At 51.8% G+C, this 18,261-nt stretch carries 20 protein-coding genes and 1 pseudogene; 10 read left to right on the plus strand and 11 right to left on the minus strand.

Annotation, left to right across the window (positions count from 1 at the left end; translation table 11 throughout):
• Window positions 1–3: 3 nt before the first annotated feature.
• The 3 genes from LX59_RS13915 to LX59_RS13925 are packed head-to-tail and all read left to right on the plus strand — an operon-like array spanning window position 4 to window position 2,390.
• On the plus strand, window positions 4–786 hold the full coding sequence (locus LX59_RS13915) for a sulfite exporter TauE/SafE family protein (RefSeq protein ID WP_144572907.1): 783 nt from the start codon (window positions 4–6) through the stop codon (window positions 784–786).
• Window positions 787–795: 9 nt separating this feature from the next.
• Window positions 796–1,599: a prolipoprotein diacylglyceryl transferase gene (lgt, locus tag LX59_RS13920; protein WP_144572909.1), complete on the plus strand. Its 804-nt coding sequence runs from the start codon at window positions 796–798 to the stop codon at window positions 1,597–1,599.
• Window positions 1,596–2,390, plus strand: a complete 795-nt coding sequence (locus LX59_RS13925; RefSeq protein ID WP_144572941.1) for a thymidylate synthase — start codon at window positions 1,596–1,598, stop codon at window positions 2,388–2,390. The genes lgt and LX59_RS13925 overlap by 4 nt, the downstream gene beginning before the upstream one ends.
• A 4-nt stretch (window positions 2,391–2,394) precedes the next feature.
• Here the strand turns inward: LX59_RS13925 and LX59_RS13930 are convergent, their stop codons facing one another.
• The 6 genes and pseudogenes from LX59_RS13930 to def all read right to left on the minus strand — a co-directional run bounded on the left by LX59_RS13930 (window position 2,395) and on the right by def (window position 8,127).
• A complete protein-coding gene (locus tag LX59_RS13930; RefSeq protein ID WP_144572943.1) occupies window positions 2,395–3,297 on the minus strand; it encodes an AEC family transporter in 903 nt (300 codons plus the stop codon).
• A gap of 70 nt (window positions 3,298–3,367) precedes the next feature.
• Window positions 3,368–3,765: pseudogene (locus LX59_RS13935) on the minus strand (acyl-CoA thioesterase).
• A gap of 153 nt (window positions 3,766–3,918) precedes the next feature.
• Window positions 3,919–5,292, minus strand: coding sequence for a Trk system potassium transporter TrkA (gene trkA / locus LX59_RS13940; RefSeq protein WP_144572944.1), 1,374 nt, complete (start codon window positions 5,290–5,292; stop codon window positions 3,919–3,921).
• The gene (gene rsmB, locus LX59_RS13945; RefSeq protein ID WP_144572946.1) at window positions 5,289–6,617 is read right to left on the minus strand and encodes a 16S rRNA (cytosine(967)-C(5))-methyltransferase RsmB; all 1,329 of its coding nucleotides are present in this window, start codon (window positions 6,615–6,617) and stop codon (window positions 5,289–5,291) included. Before rsmB ends, trkA begins: the two co-directional genes overlap by 4 nt.
• Window positions 6,614–7,552 (minus strand): methionyl-tRNA formyltransferase, encoded by a 939-nt coding sequence (gene fmt, locus LX59_RS13950; RefSeq protein ID WP_144572948.1) that lies wholly within the window; start codon window positions 7,550–7,552, stop codon window positions 6,614–6,616. Before fmt ends, rsmB begins: the two co-directional genes overlap by 4 nt.
• 68 nt (window positions 7,553–7,620) lie before the next feature.
• Window positions 7,621–8,127, minus strand: coding sequence for a peptide deformylase (def, locus tag LX59_RS13955; protein WP_144572950.1), 507 nt, complete (start codon window positions 8,125–8,127; stop codon window positions 7,621–7,623).
• A 176-nt stretch (window positions 8,128–8,303) separates the two neighbouring features.
• Between def and LX59_RS13960 the strand changes: the two genes are divergently transcribed.
• The 4 genes from LX59_RS13960 to LX59_RS13975 all read left to right on the plus strand — a co-directional run bounded on the left by LX59_RS13960 (window position 8,304) and on the right by LX59_RS13975 (window position 11,676).
• A complete protein-coding gene (locus LX59_RS13960) occupies window positions 8,304–9,326 on the plus strand; it encodes a LysM peptidoglycan-binding domain-containing protein (RefSeq protein WP_144572952.1) in 1,023 nt (340 codons plus the stop codon).
• A 32-nt stretch (window positions 9,327–9,358) separates the two neighbouring features.
• Window positions 9,359–10,462 (plus strand): DNA-processing protein DprA, encoded by a 1,104-nt coding sequence (gene dprA / locus LX59_RS13965; protein WP_144572954.1) that lies wholly within the window; start codon window positions 9,359–9,361, stop codon window positions 10,460–10,462.
• Between the two features lie 57 nt (window positions 10,463–10,519).
• Window positions 10,520–11,077 carry an L-threonylcarbamoyladenylate synthase type 1 TsaC gene (tsaC, locus tag LX59_RS13970; protein WP_144572956.1) on the plus strand — a complete coding sequence of 186 codons (558 nt, stop codon included), beginning with the start codon at window positions 10,520–10,522 and terminating at the stop codon, window positions 11,075–11,077.
• 110 nt (window positions 11,078–11,187) lie between these two features.
• Window positions 11,188–11,676 carry a TIGR00645 family protein gene (locus tag LX59_RS13975; RefSeq protein ID WP_144572957.1) on the plus strand — a complete coding sequence of 163 codons (489 nt, stop codon included), beginning with the start codon at window positions 11,188–11,190 and terminating at the stop codon, window positions 11,674–11,676.
• 12 nt (window positions 11,677–11,688) lie between these two features.
• On the opposite strand, the gene modC is transcribed toward LX59_RS13975, so the two are convergent.
• The 3 genes from modC to modA all read right to left on the minus strand — a co-directional run bounded on the left by modC (window position 11,689) and on the right by modA (window position 14,315).
• The gene (modC, locus tag LX59_RS13980; RefSeq protein WP_144572959.1) at window positions 11,689–12,759 is read right to left on the minus strand and encodes a molybdenum ABC transporter ATP-binding protein; all 1,071 of its coding nucleotides are present in this window, start codon (window positions 12,757–12,759) and stop codon (window positions 11,689–11,691) included.
• Between the two features lie 25 nt (window positions 12,760–12,784).
• Window positions 12,785–13,471: a molybdate ABC transporter permease subunit gene (modB, locus tag LX59_RS13985; protein WP_246118772.1), complete on the minus strand. Its 687-nt coding sequence runs from the start codon at window positions 13,469–13,471 to the stop codon at window positions 12,785–12,787.
• A 79-nt stretch (window positions 13,472–13,550) separates the two neighbouring features.
• Window positions 13,551–14,315, minus strand: a complete 765-nt coding sequence (gene modA, locus LX59_RS13990) for a molybdate ABC transporter substrate-binding protein (RefSeq protein ID WP_144572963.1) — start codon at window positions 14,313–14,315, stop codon at window positions 13,551–13,553.
• Window positions 14,316–14,594: 279 nt separating this feature from the next.
• On the opposite strand from modA, the gene bamJ reads away from it, so the two are divergent.
• Window positions 14,595–15,212 (plus strand): BamJ family beta-barrel-assembly machinery protein, encoded by a 618-nt coding sequence (bamJ, locus tag LX59_RS13995; RefSeq protein WP_144572965.1) that lies wholly within the window; start codon window positions 14,595–14,597, stop codon window positions 15,210–15,212.
• Window positions 15,213–15,233: 21 nt separating this feature from the next.
• Here the strand turns inward: bamJ and LX59_RS14000 are convergent, their stop codons facing one another.
• Window positions 15,234–15,458, minus strand: coding sequence for a PA4570 family protein (locus tag LX59_RS14000; protein ID WP_144572966.1), 225 nt, complete (start codon window positions 15,456–15,458; stop codon window positions 15,234–15,236).
• A gap of 170 nt (window positions 15,459–15,628) precedes the next feature.
• Window positions 15,629–16,009 (minus strand): helix-turn-helix domain-containing protein, encoded by a 381-nt coding sequence (locus LX59_RS14005; protein ID WP_144572968.1) that lies wholly within the window; start codon window positions 16,007–16,009, stop codon window positions 15,629–15,631.
• A gap of 199 nt (window positions 16,010–16,208) precedes the next feature.
• Here LX59_RS14005 and LX59_RS14010 point away from each other — a divergent pair, with 199 nt between their 5' ends.
• Window positions 16,209–17,381 carry a protein kinase domain-containing protein gene (locus tag LX59_RS14010; protein WP_144572970.1) on the plus strand — a complete coding sequence of 391 codons (1,173 nt, stop codon included), beginning with the start codon at window positions 16,209–16,211 and terminating at the stop codon, window positions 17,379–17,381.
• Between the two features lie 112 nt (window positions 17,382–17,493).
• Complete coding sequence (locus LX59_RS14015) at window positions 17,494–18,243, plus strand: IS5 family transposase (RefSeq protein ID WP_144571718.1); 750 nt, start codon at window positions 17,494–17,496, stop codon at window positions 18,241–18,243.
• The last annotated feature ends 18 nt before the right edge of the window (window positions 18,244–18,261 follow it).

Below are 18,261 nucleotides of genomic sequence, written 5' to 3' on the forward strand. Positions count from 1 at the left end.
TGTATGGAGTTTGTGCTCTATCTGCTGCTAGGAGGACTAGCAGGAGTGTTGGCCGGATTATTTGGTATTGGCGGTGGGATTGTAATTGTGCCAGTGCTGGTGCTCAGTTTTAGCGCCCAAGGCTTTGATCCCTGCGTGTTGACTCATATGGCGGTAGGTACTTCCTTAGCCAGCATTGTATTCACTTCGATTAACTCCATTTTGACCCACCACCGTAAAGGGGCTGTGCATTGGCCTGTGGCTCTATGGATAAGTGTGGGTATTGTATTCGGAGTTTGGTTAGGGAGCTTAACCGCTGCCGCCATTCAAGGCCCGATGCTGCAAAAAATTATTGGAATATTTGCCTTGCTGGTTGCGGCCCAAATGGCTTGGGATATTCAACCCAAAGCCAGTTTGGGGATACCTAGCCCTCCTACTTTAGGCATTGTGGGTGTGGTTATTGGTTGGGCTTCTGCCATCTTTGGGATTGGCGGCGGTTCTTTGACCGTGCCTTACTTGGTGTGGCGTAGCTTCCCTATACAACAGGCGGTGGCGACAGCCTCGGCCTGTGGTTTTCCCATTGCTTTGGGTGGAGCCATGAGTTTTATCGGGATCGGTTGGTCAGAAGCCCAATTACCGCCGTTAAGTCTCGGTTTTGTGTACCTACCCGCTTTAGTTGGGATTGCCCTAACCAGCATGTATTGTGCGCGACTGGGGGCTAACCTAGCTCATCGTCTGCCGCCACGCCTGCTTAAGCGTTTGTTTGCAGCACTCTTGGCCTCGGTGGGGCTTTATTTTTTGATTTAAGGAGCATTCATGCTGGCCTATCCCCATATTGACCCTGTGGTGTTTTCCCTAGGGCCACTGCAAGTACACTGGTACGGCTTGATGTATCTGATTGGCATCGGCGGTGGTTGGTGGCTGGCTGCACAGCGTGTTCGGGCGTTTGATCCAAACTGGACACGGGAAACACTATCAGACTTGATCTTTTGGATTGCCCTAGGGGTGATTGTCGGAGGACGACTGGGCTATGTGTTGTTCTACGATTTGGAGGCTTATTGGCACGATCCCAGTCTGATTTTGCAGATTTGGCGCGGGGGAATGTCCTTCCACGGTGGTTTTATTGGCGTGATGCTGTGTTGCTGGTTTTTTGCCCGCCGTCATGGCAAAAAATTCTTTGAACTGATGGATTTTATTGCCCCCTTAGTGCCGCTCGGTTTGGGTGCGGGACGTATTGGCAACTTTATCAATGCCGAACTCTGGGGTAAGCCTACCGATGTGCCTTGGGCAATGATTTTCCCCACCGACCCTGCCCAGTTAGCGCGCCATCCGTCGCAGTTGTATCAGTTTGCCTTAGAGGGCGTGGCACTCTTTATCATCCTATGGGTATTTTCCCGTAAGCCTCGTCCGATGATGGCTGTTTCGGGGATGTTTGCCCTCTGGTACGGCGTATTCCGCTTCCTCGTCGAGTTTGTGCGTATGCCTGATCCGCAACTTGGCTATTTGGCTTGGGGTTGGGTCACTATGGGGCAGATTCTGTGTTTACCGATGATTTTAGGCGGATTGCTTCTATTAGCCTTTGCCTATCGTGAGCCCTTAATGCAAAGGTTTCGTCCATGAAAGCTTATTTAGACCTGATGCGCCTAGTACGAGAGCAGGGCACCTATAAGTCAGACCGCACAGGAACCGGAACCTACAGTGTTTTTGGGCATCAGATGCGCTTTGATCTGGCCCAAGGCTTTCCGCTGGTGACCACTAAAAAGTGTCACCTAAAGTCCATCATCCATGAGCTGCTGTGGTTTCTGAAGGGCGATACTAACGTGCGCTATCTTCAAGAGCAGGGCGTGCGCATTTGGGATGAGTGGGCGGATGAGCAGGGTAATTTAGGGCCGGTCTACGGTTATCAATGGCGCAGTTGGCCTGCCCCTAATGGGGAGTCCATCGACCAAATCAGCAAGCTGTTGCACATGCTGCGCCATACGCCCGACAGCCGCCGCTTGATCGTTTCAGCGTGGAATCCGGCGCAAGTGGATGAGATGGCTTTGCCGCCTTGCCACGCCTTGTTCCAGTTTTATGTGGCTGAAGGGCGTTTGTCGTGCCAGCTCTATCAGCGTTCGGCGGATATATTTTTGGGCGTGCCCTTTAATATTGCCAGCTATGCACTTTTGACCTTGATGGTGGCTCAGGTGACGGGCTTACAACCCGGCGACTTTGTGTGGACGGGCGGTGACTGTCATCTGTATGCCAACCATTTGGAGCAGGCAGATATACAGTTAGCGCGGGAGCCTTATCCCTTACCACAGATGCGTTTAAATTCTGCAGTAGCGGATTTATTTGCTTTCCGTTTTGAGGATTTTGAACTGCTCAACTATCAAGCTCATCCCCACATTAAGGCGGATGTAGCGGTGTGATGGATTAGCCTAGCAACTGAAGCACTAGCGGTAGACTCATCGCAGCCAATAGGGTTTGTAGGGCGATCAAATTAGCCATCAGGGTACTGTCGCCCTTAAGCTGATGGGTGAGGGTGTAGGCTGTTGGGGCTGTAGGTAGGGAAAAAAACAGCACCAACAGGTTGCGCTCTAAGGGCGGTAGCTGCAAAGCAAGAGATACCGCCAGCGCAATGACAGGCATTAGCAGTAAACGCAGGCTGCTGTTCCACACCAAAGCAGAACCCGCTAGATGCTTGCCTTTAAGTTGCAACGCCGCTCCCACACAGAGCAATCCCAAGGGCAAGCTGGCCGAGGCTAATAAAGAAACCAAGCGATCTGCTCCCCAGGGTAAACCTAGGCCTGAGAGGTTAATCGAGGCTCCTGCCACGCAGGCTAAGATCAGCGGGTTTTTGATCAGAGCTAACAAGGATTTACGGTTAAAACCTTGATCGCTGGTTAAGGCCCATACTGAGAGCAAATTGGCACTGGGCACCAGCAAACCCAATATGACAGCGGCTAGGGCAAGTCCTTGAGGGCCGTACAAACTCCCAACGATGGCTAAGCCCAAATAGGTGTTAAAGCGCAGAATACCCTGTACCCAAACCCCGAAGCGTTGGGCAGGCCACCAGTATTTACGGCGAGCTACCAATAAACCGACCCAGGCTAACCCTAGTGTCAGGAATACACCCGCAGCCAGAAGCGGTAGTTGAGGGTTATCCAGTGGGGCAGTGGCCAAGCTGTTCAGCAGCAGCGCAGGGAAGAGCACGAAGTAATTTAAGCGTTCTGCTCCGGGCCAAAAATCGGGGTTAAGAAAATGGGTACGGCGCAGCAACTGTCCCGCTAGAATCAGCGCAAATAAAGGCCAGAGGGCATACCAGAGTGTCAGCATTAGCGCCGTCCTTATTGACTCCCCGTCCTCTGTAGTAACTCAGAAGAGGTGGGTTAGCTCAGTAGACCCATTAAGCACCGGGAATAGCACGGGTACGCCCGGCATCGTCAATGGCAACGAATACAAAAATACTCTCAGTGACCTTGCGTAGCACCTGTGTGATGAGGTTTTCTTTCCACACTTCCACCAACTACGCACCGAGGTACGGCTGATTTCTAAGGGTTGGGTATAAAAACACAACTGGCTACCTACTTCGACGGGCATCATAAAGGCCATACGGTCGATGGAGACGGTGGCAACCTGTCCTACGGCTAAGCGACAGGCCATAGCCGTGCCTGCTAGATCCATTTGGGATACTAGCCAGCCCCCGTAAACGTTACCAAAGCCATTGGTTTCCCGAGGTAAGGCCGTAATGCGTAAAGTCAGAATACCCTGTGGTTCGGGTGCATCCTGTTCGTAGTGGTTCATGACGATGATTGTGACTCAATTGTTTTTTTTGTGGTAAAGAAGCAAGCACACGAGAAAGCCGCAATATTCGAGTATAGCGGCCTCCTTAAGACAACAAGCAGGGCATAGTGTCGCTGAAATTTTAAAAAATTTAGATAAGTTCTCGTTCAGTGCCTAAAAAAAAGTCAGACCTGCCTGAAACAAGCGCTCTACCTCATGAATACTGTGTTTGTCGATCAGAAACAAAATCACATGATCGCCGGAGGCAATCCGCAAATCATCCTGAGCAATCAGTACTTCCTCTTCACGCACAATGGCTCCGATGGTGGTGCCGCTGGGTAGAGAAATTTCTTTGATGGTACGGCCCACCACTTTGCTGGAGCTTTTGTCGCCGTGGGCTACAATCTCAATGGCTTCAGCCGCCCCTCGGCGCAGGGAGTGGGCACTGACAATGTCGCCTCGACGCACATGAGTCAGTAAAGAGCCGATAGTGGCCAGTTGGGGACTGATGGCCACGTCTATTTCGCCAGACTGCACTAAATCCACATAGGCTGTATTGTTAATCAGGCTCATCACCTTGCGTGCGCCCAAACGTTTGGCCAACAGCGAGGACATGATGTTGGCCTCATCGTCGTTAGTGAGGGCTAAGAAAATATCGGCTTCGTTGATGTTTTCTTCGAGTAATAAATCCCGGTCTGAGGCATTGCCCTGTAGCACGATACTGTTGTCCAGTGTGTCGGACAGATAGCGGCAACGGTTTGGGTTAGTTTCGATGATTTTGACTTGATAGCGACTCTCAATGGCTTCTGCCAAGCGCTCACCAATATGCCCACCCCCAGCAATGATGATGCGTTTATAGGTGTCCTCTAAGCGCCGCAGCTCGCTCATTACCGCTCGAATGTGGGCTTTAGCGGCGATGAAAAACACTTCGTCATCGGCCTCAATCACCGTATCGCCCTTAGGAATGATGGGGCGATCCCGGCGGAAAATGGCGGCTACTCGTGCTTCAATATTAGGCATGTGCTCGCGGATCTGGCGTAGCTCTTGACCCACTAAAGGGCCACCGTAATAAGCCTTAACCGCAACGAGCTGTACTTTACCTTGGGCAAAGTCGATCACCTGCAAAGCACCGGGGCACTCGATCAGGCGCTTAATATAGTTGGTGACCACTTGCTCAGGGCTAATCAGTACATCAATAGGAATGGCTTCGTTATTGAACAGGTCGGAGCGCACCAGATAAGCTGCTTCGCGCACTCGGGCGATTTTGGTCGGTGTGTGAAACAGGGTAAAGGCGATTTGGCAAGCAATCATATTGGTTTCGTCGCTGCTGGTAACGGCGACCAACATATCGGCATCATCGGCTCCCGCTTGGCGCAAGACGGTGGGGAAGGAGCCGCGTCCAACAATGGTTCGGATATCTAGCCGATCCCCAATTGAGCGCAAACGGTCGGCATCGGTGTCAATCACGGTGATGTCGTTGGCTTCACCGGCCAAATGCTCTGCAAGGGTTCCCCCCACTTGGCCTGCGCCCAATATGATGATCTTCACGACAGTTTCTCCTGAACACGCGGCTGAGCAGCTACTTTAAGCAGCTTTGCATAATAAAAACCATCATGGCCGTTTATTTGGGGAAATAGCTGTCGTCCTTGTGGCTGAGTTAGGCCACACTTAAGACCTAGATCCAACTCACGAGCACCTTGCATCCGAGCTAAAAAAGCCGCGATGACTTCTCGGTTTTCCGTTGGGAGTACCGAGCAGGTGGCATACAGCAGAATGCCGCCCACGGCCAAAGTGGGCCAGAGTGCGTCCAAGAGTTGCCCCTGTAATTCGGCCAATGCGCTGATGTCTTCAGGATGTCGGGTGAGTTTGATATCAGGATGGCGACGAATCACCCCGGTTGCCGAACAGGGGGCATCCAGCAAAATGCGCTGAAAGAGTTGACCATCCCACCACTGAGCTGTATTGCGGGCATCGGCGGCAATCAGTCGAGCGCTCAACTGAAGGCGATCTAGGTTCTCCTGTACTCGCTTTAAACGTGAGGCTTCTAAGTCGAGGGCTACCAGCTCAGCAATCTGAGGTTGGTATTCTAATAGATGGCAGGTTTTTCCCCCCGGAGCACAGCAAGCATCTAATACGCGCTGGCCGGGTTTGGGTTCTAACAGATGGGCGGCCAGTTGAGCGGCTTCGTCTTGAACACTGAGGTAGCCTTCGGCAAAACCGGGGAGTTGCTGGATATCGCAGGCGGCATCCAACTGTACGCCGTCACTGCTAAAGGTACAGGGTTGGGCGGCCAGTCCGGCTTGCTGTAGTTGGGCTAAGTAATCTTCGCGGCTAATGCGGCGTTGGTTGACACGCAACGTCATGGGTGGATGTTGGTTATTAGCCGCGCAGATTTCCTCCCAATGCTCTGGCCAGTGCGCTTTGAGGCTTTTTTGCAGCCAACGCGGGTGAGCGGTGCGAATCACCGGATCGTGCTCTAAGGTGGTCAGCAGTTCTTGGCCTTCGCGCTGAGCACGGCGCAGTACCGCATTGATTAAGGCTTTGCCCCAAGATTTCTTCAGGGCATCAACACAGCCGACGGTATCGCTGAGGGCTGCATGGGCGGGGATTCGGGTATAGAAGAGTTGGTATAAGCCGATCAGTAATAAGGCTTCTAGGTCTTTATCTGCCGCTTTAAAGGGCTTTTGCAGTAGTTTTTCCGCCAATCCGCTTAAGCGAGGTTGCCAACGGGCCGCACCGTAGGCCAGCTCTTGAGCCAAACCACGATCGCGGGGGGCAACGCGGTTTAGGTATTCAGGGAGCGTAGTACCTAGGGAGGCTTTGCCCAACAATACCGGAGTTAAGGCTCTGGCAGCGGCTAAACGAGGATTCACAGGCCAAGCACTCCACCAGAGACAAAGAGTTCTCGGCGACTGTTGTACAGATCGGCAAAGGCTAAAGGCTTACCTCCGGGCAGTTGTACACGGGTAATTAATAAAGCTCCTTCGCCACAGGCAACGCTGAGCCCTTCTTTGGAGGCCGCTAAAATTTGTCCCGGCGCTCCGCTCCCAGTGGTGAGATGAGCCGCATGGACTTTGAGGGTTTCACCCTGCCACAGGGTATGGCTGATGAGTCTTGGGTAAAAGGCTCGAATCCGGCGCTCCAGCTCTAGGGCAGGGTGTGTCCAATCGAGGGTAGCTTCTTCTTTGTTAAGTTTGTGGGCGTAGGTGGCCAAGCTGTCTTGCTGAGGTTCTGGCTTGAGTGTTTCTAGGCTGTTCACCGTTTGTACCAAAGCCTGAGCACCCAATAGGGCTAAACGCTCGTGCAGACTGCCACCGGTATCTTCTGAAGTAATAGGGGTGGTGACTTTCAGCAGCATGGGGCCGGTATCCAGTCCAGCTTCCATCTGCATGACCGTTACTCCGGTTTCATAATCGCCTGCTTCAAGGGCGCGTTCAATCGGGGCTGCGCCGCGCCAACGGGGTAAGAGCGAGGCATGACTGTTAATACAACCTAACCGAGGAGTATCCAGCACCGCTTGAGGCAAAATCAGCCCATAGGCCACTACAACCATTAAGTCTGGCTCTAGGGCGGCTAATTCCGTTTGTGCTTCTGGAGTACGCAGGGTTTTGGGTTGAAAAACCGGTATTCCATGCTGCTGGGCTAATTGTTTGACCGGGCTTGGTATTAATTTTTGGCCGCGTCCTGCGGGGCGATCCGGTTGGGTATATACACCGATAATAGTATGGGGTGTATCCAACAGCGCTTTGAGGTGTAACGCGGCAAACTCCGGCGTACCGGCAAAAATAAGACGCAAAGGCTGGGACATAACAAAGGCTCAGAAGAAAACAGAGGGTAAGGGTGGATAAGATTGGCTATCCACCGGCGCGGGGCCGTTTAGGCTTGGTGCCGTTGCTGTTTTTCCAGCTTTTTACGGATGCGATCGCGTTTTAAGGTGGACAGATAATCCACAAACAGCTTGCCATTCAGATGGTCGCATTCGTGCTGGATGCAGACGGCCAAGAGTCCTTCGGCTTCTAACTCATAGGGAACACCCTGCCGATCTAAAGCGCGAATCCGTACCCGCTGCGGGCGGTTAACGTCATCATGAATACCCGGCACGGAGAGGCAGCCTTCTTGATAAGGGATTAGCTCATCGGTCAGAGGCTCGATTTCTGGGTTGATAAATACCCTAGGTTGGTCGTGTTCTTCCGATAGATCCATGACCACCACGCGCTGGTGCACATTGACTTGAGTGGCAGCCAAGCCAATGCCTTTAGCGTGATACATAGTGTCAAACATATCATCAATCAGTTGTTGGGTCTGATCATTTACCTCAGCCACTGGCTGGGCCAAGGTGCGTAAACGTGGGTCAGGGAATTCCAAAATATTCAGTATGGCCATGGTGTAGTGACGCACAATAAATAGGGTGAACCGGCTCGAAATCCACTGCTAAGATCGCGGCTGGTTTGCACAGCGCTCATCAAGGATGGGGGCTGTGGGAGCCTCTTCTTCAAAGGGTAGCTACCGGCATTCAGGAGTGCATAGTGTTGCTTCATATCATAAAGGGATTCTGTTCAATGAGGAAATCACTGCTCATTCTGTTGCTGTTCATCAGTGCCGGTGTGCAGGCTGCTGTGCAGCTAAAGCCAGGGCATCCTGAGCAGTATCGAGTGGTGCAGGGGGATACCCTGTGGGACATTGCCGGTCGCTTTTTGAATAAGCCTTGGGAGTGGCCACAAATTTGGCATGCCAATCCCAGCGTACAGAATCCACACCTGATTTATCCGGGGGATGTGCTGAGTTTAGTCTACATCGACGGCAAGCCGCGCCTGAGCTTAGAGCGTGGGGCATCGCGAGGTACGATTAAACTCTCGCCCCATATCCGCAGTACGCCGATTGCTGAAGCCATTCCAACCATTCCTTTGCGTGCCATCAGCAGCTTTTTACTGGCCAACCGGATTTTGGACAGCCAAGAAACCCTTGACCGTGCGCCCTATGTGTTGGCGGGAAATGCAGAACGGGTTATCAGTGGGCAAGGGGATCGCATTTACGCACGGGGTGACTTTGCTGCGCCTTTGCCGGGCTATCTGGTGTTTCGGCAGGGTAAAACCCATATTGACCCAGAAACCCGTGAAGTTTTGGGCATCAATGCCGATGAAGTTGCGACCGCTGAATTGGTGTCGGTGGAGCGTGATATTGCCAGTTTGGATTTAGTGCGCACCACCCAAGAGGTGCGCTTGGGGGATCGCTTATTGCCGGGAGAGGAACGTCCCATCACTACCAACTTCACTCCTGCTGCTCCTGAGCGTGCCATCTCGGGGGTGATTATGGATGTGCCGCGTGGTGTTACCCAAATCGGTCATATGGATGTAGTGATTCTGAATAAAGGGGCACGGGACGGCTTGGCTGATGGGCACGTTTTAGCCGTGTATAAATTGGGGGAGCAGGTACGCGACCGTTTGACCGGTGAGCGCATCAAAATCCCGGATGAGCGCGCCGGCTTATTGATGGTATTTCGTACCTACGAAAAAATGAGCTATGGCCTGATCTTACAGGCCCACCGTTCATTGTCGATTATGGATCGTGTGCGTAATCCTTAACAAAAAAGGAACCTTGGGCTAAGGAGTAGCGGATGGGAAACACAGCACCAACGGATGAGTTTGCCGCGCGGCTGAGGTTGCATTTAACACCGGGGATTGGCCCTAAGCGTTTTCAACAATTATTGGAGGCTTTTGGAAGCGCTCAGGCCGCAGTGCAGGCTAGCCGCAATGAATGGCGTGCTTTAGGGATGCCCGATCGAAGCCTTGGAGCCTCACACTGCGCTGAAGTGAGCCAAGGCTTAGAACATTGCTTGGCGTGGTTGGAGTCGCCCCATCGGCATATTCTGATGCGCGGTGATCCTGAATACCCTGCCTTATTGAACGAGGTCGTGGACGCGCCACCTGTTTTGTACCTTGAGGGTGAGCTAAAGCTGTTAGAGCGCCCTCAGATTGCTTTGGTGGGGAGTCGCCATGCTTCACACCAAGGGCTGAGTAATGCTAAAGCCTTTGCTAAGGAGCTAGCCGCCGCCGGTTTTGTGGTCACCAGTGGTTTAGCCTTGGGCATTGACGGTGCAGCCCATCAGGGCGCTTTGGACGTGCAGGGTCATACTCTGGCTGTGCTGGGAACAGGTTTAGAGCGTTTGTATCCGCAGCGTCATCAAAGCTTAGCCCGCCAGATCGTGGAGCAAGGAGGGGCTTTGCTGTCAGAGCTGCCTTTGCAGACACCGCCACAAGCCAGTAATTTCCCCCGCCGAAATCGTCTCATCAGTGGTTTATCCCTAGGCGTGTTAGTGGTGGAAGCCAGTCTTGCCAGTGGCTCTTTGATTACCGCACGTTTAGCGGCCGAGCAAGGGCGAGAAGTATTTGCCATTCCCGGTTCCATTCACCATACGGGGGCGAAAGGGTGCCATCAGTTGATTCGTGAGGGAGCCTGCCTAGTGGAATCCGTAGCCGATATTTTAGACGCTTTGCGGGGCTGGCAATGCACGACTGCGCCTTTAGTGGAGTCCTCTGGCCCCGCTATGGCGCATCATCCGCTACTCAGTCCTCTACTGGTCACTCCCTTAACGGCGGAAGCCTTAACCCAGATAGTGCAACAACCTCTGCCCCAAATCTTGGCAGCCTTGACCGAGTTAGAGTTGGAAGGCCGTGTTGTATGCGAGGCCGGTTTATGGACAGCCTGTATGCCTCGATAAACATGACGGACACACCGGAGCCCGTTAGACTGCGCAGCCTGCTTGGGGAGATAAACGATGTTGATAGGTTGGCGGGTGCGGCAGGTGGCACAAGAGGTTCGTCGAGGTGGGGTGATTGCCTATCCTACTGAGGCGGTTTGGGGATTAGGCTGTGATCCTTGGAATCCGATGGCAGTCCAGCGTTTACTGGACTTGAAACAGCGCTCAGTCTCTAAAGGACTGATTTTAGTGGCAGAGTCCATGGAGCAGTTTGACTTTGTATTAGATGGACTACCCCAGGCTTGGTTAGATACTTTGGCTGAATCATGGCCCGGCCCTAATACGTGGCTGGTGCCCCACCGTCAGCGTTTACCGGCTTGGATCACCGGCCAGTACGACAGCGTGGCACTACGAGTAACCGCGCATCCTTTAGTACGAGAGCTCTGTGCTCTGTGCGGCCCCCTAGTTTCAACCTCAGCTAATCCGACGGGCTATCCTTCGGCGCGCTCACGGTTGCGGGTAGAGCAGTATTTCTCCGGCCAATTGGACTCGGTACTCGGTGGCTGCTTGGGTGGCCGCCGTCATCCGAGTGTAATTCGCGATCTACAAACGGGAGAGCTGATCCGCTCTAACTAGGACTATTTAGCCTACTGTGATTCTATTGACTTCATAAAATAGACAACCTACTTCAGGGCTTGGGCGTTACTATAGAAACTTCATCTGCCACTGACTTCGTTTGAGTGATCATGGAACGCTTTATTGAAAAAACTATGTATGCCAGCCGTTGGCTACTGGCACCTATTTACTTTGGTCTGTCGTTAGCCCTGTTTGCTTTGTGCTTAAAGTTCTTTCAGGAGGTGTACCACTTTCTGCCCCATGTCTTTGAGCGGACAGAAGCTGATTTGGTATTGATGGTGCTGTCCCTGATCGACCTTTCTTTGGTCGGGGGGTTGCTGGTGATGGTGATGATTTCCGGCTATGAGAACTTTGTATCCCAACTGGACATTGGTGAGGATTCGGAGAAGCTGAGCTGGCTGGGCAAAATGGACTCTGGCTCCTTAAAGCTCAAGGTAGCGGCTTCTATTGTGGCTATTTCCTCCATCCACCTGCTGCGCATGTTTATGGAAGTACAAAAGATCCCCAACGACAAATTGTTTTGGTATGTCATCATCCACATGACCTTTGTCGTCTCCGCAGTGGCTATGGGGTATATGGAAAAAAACATGAAACACTGATGGCCTGTGCGTTCAGGTGAGGGCTACTCCTTTTATTAGGGCATACAGCATCTGACCTGAGTGCAAGTTCAAGCGTGTTGCTGAGCGACTAGATACCCGAGAGACTAAGATTTGCTGCCCAAGTTGCAGACGTACCAGCCGTTGACTGGGGATCAAGCCGGGTTGAATGTCCAATAGCTGAACTGTTAGGCAATTTAAAAAGCTGGTGTCCTCCAAGGGGGAGAGGGATAAGGCCACATCCCGAGCCATAATGCGTACCCTAAGTTTTCGTCCACGCTCTACGGATTGGCGGGCGATGAATAGGCTTTGGCCTTCCACGCATACTTCGGTTAATTCGTCTCCTGCGTGGGGGCGTTGTACTTCTGCCTGTAGTACCGTGGAGGCACTTTCGGTACGGATAAAAGGCAGCTCACGGGCGGTTAATAACGCCTGTAGAGGCCCTTGCGCCGTCACCTTACCTTCTTGCAGCAACACCAGATGATCTGCCAAGCGGATAACCTCATCAATGGCGTGGCTGACGTAGATAATGGGGATCTTCAACTCATCGCGTAACCCTTCCAGAAAGGGCAGAATTTCTTCTTTACTGGCCGCGTCCAGTGAGGCCAGAGGCTCATCCATCAATAAGAGTTCAGGACTGGTGAGAATGGCACGGCCTAAAGACACACGCTGGCGCTGTCCACCAGATAGCTGATCGGGATAGCGTTTTAGCAAAGGCCCAAGGCTGAGCAGTTGGATAACCTCATCCGGTTGGATATGACGTAGCGGGGGCGGCACGCGCTTAAAACCGTATTCTAAATTGCCGGAAACGCGCAGATGCGGGAAAAGGCTGGCTTCCTGAAACACATAGCCTAAAGCCCGTTGGTAGGTGGGGACAAATAGCTCTTGTTGGTCATCCTGCCAACATTGGTCACGAAAGCTTAAATAGCCTTTATGTCGCTCTAAACCGGCAATGCAGCGCAGTAAGGTGGTTTTTCCAGATCCTGAGCGACCAAATAAAGCTGTCACTCCTTGGCTGGGGAGTTCGAGTTGGGTATTGAGGCAAAATCCTGTGCGCGTGACCTCAAAAGCTAGCTTTACACTCATCTGTACTTCGCCTCCACCATCTTGCTTAAAGCGCCCCGACGACTTTAAAGCGTCGATTTAGGACGTAAATCAGCATCAAAAGACAGAAGGAGGAGCCCACTAAAACCAGGGACAGGGCATGGGCGGCGCTGTAATTCATGGTTTCGACGTGGTCGTAAATGGCAATGGAGGCAACCTTAGTTTCGCCGGGAATATTGCCGCCAATCATCAAGATCATGCCAAATTCGCCAAAGGTGTGGGCAAAAGACAGCACAAAGGCACTCAGAAAACCTCGGCGAGAGAGGGGCAGGATTACGGTAAAAAAACGATCCCAAGGGGAGGCCCGTAGCGTCATAGCCACTTCCAGCGCGCGGGCTCCAGCGGCGCTAAAGGCGTTTTGCAGGGGCTGTACCACAAAGGGCAACGAAAAAAACATAGAGCCCAACACAATGCCGGTAAAGGTAAAGGCCAAATGTCGGGCCCCTAGTGATTCCAGCATTCCGCCTAGCCAACCGTTAGGGCCGAGCCACAGCAACAGGTAAAACCCCATAACGGTAGGAGGCATCACCAGCGGCATAGCCACCAGAGTCTCTACGATGACCTTGCCTTTCCAGCGGGTGTGTGCAAGCCACCACGCCAGAGGTGCTGCCAGAATAATCAGGATGACTGTGCCCACTGCGGCTAGTTTTAGCGTAACCCAGAATGCACTGACATCAGCCTCAGTTAGACCCAACATGCCAGACTCCTCAAGGAGACAGAAAACAAGGTTGGAGCGCAAGTGCAAAGGCTACTTCCCTGTAGCCCTAAATCGGTTAAGGAATGCTATAGCCTGCAGCCTTGATCACTTCAGCGGCTTTGGGGCTTTTGATCCACTCAATAAAGCTTTGAGCCAATTCAGACTCTTTAGTGGCTTTTAGGATGACGGCTTGCTGCACGATGGGGTCGTAGAGGTTTTTAGGTGGAAACCAGTGGGAACCGGGAATGCTGCCGTCGGCTTGGATCACCTGGGCTAAGGCGACAAAACCAAGATCGGCAGCCCCTGAGGCAGTTTGGCTATATACCTGACCTACGCTATTAGGCTGCACAATACGTTTTTCGGCTTTGAGTTTTTCTAAAACCCCCAGTTTGGTCAGTACCTGAGTACCGGCTAAACCGTAGGGCGCGATTTCTGGGTTGGATACCGCGATGTGCCGCCAGTCGTCTTTTTTCAACACCTGGCCTTGATCGTCTACCACTCCTGCTTTGGCTGACCAGAGCACTAGCACGCCTACGGCGTAGGTAAAGCGGGAGTTTGCCTGAGTAAATCCTTCCTTCTCCAGCTTTTCTGGGCTTTTGACATCCGCAGAGAAAAATACATCGTAGGGCGCACCGTTCATGATTTGAGCGACTGCAGGCCCAGAAGATACCCCGCTGATACTAAGGCTATGCCCGGTGTTTTTTTCAAATTCACTGGCCAGTGTTTGCAAGGTTCCGAGAAAGTTAGTGGCGGTAACTATCTTCAGTTCCTTGGCCTGAGCCGAAAGGCAAAAGGCAGCCGTTGCTGTGACCAGCAGCAGTGCAGTCAATTGTTTTTTCATGGCACAGAGCTCCTTTAAAAAGATTTAGGATGCTTGGCAAAAGCTGTGCCATATCAAAAACTAAACTTATAGGTACGAAAGTCATATTTTGTACCCGTAGGTAATTTTTTCTCCAGCTCTATGAAATAAATTGAAGCTTTATGGTTCTGAATAGAACTGGATGGATGAAATTGGCACCTATGGGTGCATTTAGTATCCCTATCTGGAACCTGAAAAAGAACGGCTTGGTTCTAAGCCTGTGTTAGGCTGTCTCTTTTATCTTTGGCCTTGGGAGCCTTCATGTCTCATCTTGATCTTTCCAGTGATGAAGCCCGCGTAAGTTACGGTATCGGTCGGCAATTAGGAGGGCAATTACGTGATAACCCTCCGCCCGGAGTTGAGTTAGCAGCGGTATTGGCAGGCCTGTCGGATGCCTTCTCAGGTTTGGAAAGCCAAGTATCCTCTGAGGCACTTAACGCCAGCTTTCGAGTGATTCGGGAGCGTATGCAGGCCGAAAAAGACGCGAAATTCGCTGAGATGGCCGCAGAAGGGCAGACCTTTTTGGCAGAAAATGGCCGTCGTGAAGGGATTCAGACCTTGGCCTCTGGTTTGCAGTATCAGGTATTGGAAGCCGGTGATGGCCCTAAGCCCACCCGTGAAGACAGTGTACGCACGCACTACCACGGCACTCTGATTAACGGCAGTGTGTTTGATAGCTCCTATCAGCGTGGCGAGCCTGCGGAGTTTCCAGTGAGTGGCGTGATTGCCGGTTGGACAGAAGCTTTGCAGTTGATGAACGTAGGCAGCAAATGGCGTTTGTTTGTGCCCAGTGAATTAGCCTACGGGGATCAGGCTGTGGGCAGCATTCCCCCCTGCAGCGTATTGGTGTTTGATGTTGAGCTGTTAGCTATTCTATAAGCGATAATGGCTAGCCCAAACTCAGCGCAGAGCTTGGGCATAGCAGTGCAAAAATAGCGTCCGTACCAGCTCCTTAAGCACCTGTGGCTCGTTAGAGTTCAGTTCTTGAAGGTTCAGATCTCCTTGATCTTGAAGTTCACGCAGCGCTTCTTCTTCCAATACGGCGCAAATTTCCCCCGTTTCGCGGTGCAGGATGCGTAAACAAGGTTGAGGGCGATCCAGCCAAGCATCAATTAAATAAGACATAGTTCCATCTCCAAAATACGAGCATTAATTGATAATAATTATTATTTATAAATAAGCAAGGGAGAAAAATGAGCTTTGATGCTTTAGGAGACTGGATTGGCTGGCTTTCGGGTTCAAGCCTGATTCGCTGGATGAGATTGTGGGCGTTGTTCGTGATAGGGATTGCGTGATTAAGCACCCAACAACTTGAGCAGCCCTTGTTGGCGCTTTTTAGGAAGCGTGCGAAAGAGCAGCAGTAACTGTAACTCGTCGGAGGACTGTGCTACAGCAGGGTCAGTGTGATAGGGCGCTACAGATTCAGCCGTTCGGTGGTTGGGCGACAAAGCTAAATCAGGGTACAGAACTTGGCCGTCGCCAAGGAAGTCTAAACTGATGGATTGGTCGGCGAAGAGCTCTTTAATTCTGAGTAAAGTGCCCAGTCCCGGTTGAACCTTGCCTGTCTCCCATTTACTGATGGTTGCTTTTGTTACTCCCAGCTCAAAGCCCAACTGTTCTTGTGACCAGTTTCGGGTTTCACGCAGCGTACGGAGTCGATCGCCAAAGGTTTTCATCAAATAAGTTTGGCGGCTGGCTTAATGTTTGTCGTTTCTTGGGGGTTGACTTTCAAGGTTTCCATACTGGAAACTTGAATCAACTAATGGACTGAGCCCTCTAGCTGTTGGTGCAGCCCATGCATCTTGTTTTGGCAGCAGCCAAGAGGGGTATGGATACATGCGGCTCAATGAGGGGTCGTAAGGAGATAGGAAGTCGATGAAGGATTTATCGTTAAGTATGTTGATTACAGCAACTGGCAATAGTCTCCCTCTAGGCTATCGGCTACAAGAGTACAGTATTGAAGAAGTATTGGGCTCTGGTGACTTTGGCATTACTTATCTTGCTCAAGACCACACTTCAAAAAAGCTTGTTGTTATTAAAGAGTATTTTCCGTTTGCTAAGGCAGTGCGTACCCGACAGTATTGCGTTGTTCCACGAATTTCGCGGCGGGCGGATTTGCAAGACTACGAAAAAGGCTTGCGTGATTTTATCAACGATGCCTGCAATCTAGCTTGCCTCACACATCCCAATATCGTTCGGGTGCTGCGTTACCTTGAGGCTAATGGTACCGCATACATCGTTATGGAGTTTGTGGAGGGCCAACCGCTATCGACCCTAATCAAAGCCTTAGGGGTATTGGATACGGTTCAGGTTCGCGCTTTGTTACTCCCCTTATTGGATGGTTTGGAGCAGGTGCATCAGTTAAACCGACTGCATCAAGACATTAACCCTGAGCATATTAGGGTGCGTCAGGTACCTTTGCGTTTGGACGAAGATAGCCCGCTTAATCAGTGTGTGATGCCGGAAAATCTTAGGGTGCGCAAGGATAAAGATGAACAAAACATCCTAGCTCTGGCCAACTATGTTTTGCGGAGTTTTGATCTGGATATCCCTGTACCGCTTGATGTTCAGATGGCTCAAAGAATTGCCCAGTTACCTCTAAAAGGCCTGCCCACCCAGGATATAAAACCTGAAAACCTGATGATGCTTAAGGATGGAGCCTTGGTGTTTGTGGATTACCATGCTCCTGTGCTGATTGAGTTTGGCGCTACCCTACGACAGGGCGTGCAGGCATCCTCCTCAGGCTGTGCTGTCCCAACGCCGAATTATGCTCCTGTTGAATATTATGAATCTCCTGTTCAACAAGGGCCTTGGTCTGACCTCTATGCCTTGAGCGCGGTTGCCTATGCAGCGCTGGTGGGAGAGCCACCACAAGAATCCATTCTGCGCACACAGCGGGACGAAATCGAGCCCGCATTCAAAGCCGCCCGAGATCGCCAAGATCCTCAGTTACTTAAGGCCATTGATTGGGCTCTGGCACCTAGAGCCTATCAACGGCCCCAGACAGTTGGCGCTTGGAGGAAGGCATTAACAGAAGGCCCTGTGTAGGGCTTTCTGCATTAGGTCTAGGGCCTGTTGACGTTTCGTCATGAAGGTATTGAGAAACAAAAGCAAACCCGCAGAATTGAGGTTCCTACACCCATAACCCTGCGGATTTGCAATGCCCCGATTACTGCTCAGCGACGAGCTTTGGTCGAAGCTGGAAAAAATTCTGCTTCAGCACGCCATTTACCACAAGCCCAATCTCCGAATGACCGTCGAAGGCATGCTTTACCGGATGCGTGTCGGCTGCCCTTGGCGAGATTTGCCTGACCTCTTTGGAGACTGGAACTCGATCTACAAGCGCTTCAACGCTTGGTCAGCTACGGGTAAGTGGTTCAAAGTCTTTCAAGCCTTGCTTGAGGAACCTGACTTTGAGTGGTTGTTTATCGACGGCAGTTATGTAAAAGCCCATCAACACAGTACCGGAGCGGCCAGTGGTCATACTGAGGGGCTGGGTAAAAGTCGCGCTGGGCTGACAAGCAAGATTCATTTGGCTGTTGACGCACAAGGCCTGCCAGTGGCCTTTGAAGTGACAGGAGGCGATGTTCACGACAGCTGCGTCGCTTCCAAACTGATCATGCAGCTGCCCTGTGCTGAAGTGATTGTCGCGGATAAAGGTTATGACAGTGAATGCATTCGAGATCAGATCAGGCAGCAGGGAGGACGTCCTGTTATTCCCCGAAAGCGCAACTCAATTAAGGGTAATGCGGATCTGGACAGAGGTTTATACCGCTACCGGCATTTGGTTGAGAATGCCTTTGCACGGCTTAAACACTACCGAGCGGTGGCTTTTCGATACGACAAACTGAAATGCAATTATGAGGCAGTGGTTGCCATGGCCTGTGCCGTTCAATGGCTACCCATGTAAAACGTCAACAGGCCCTAG

This window comes from Azomonas agilis, from assembly GCF_007830255.1.
Classification (GTDB): Bacteria; Pseudomonadota; Gammaproteobacteria; order Pseudomonadales; family Pseudomonadaceae; genus Azomonas; species Azomonas agilis.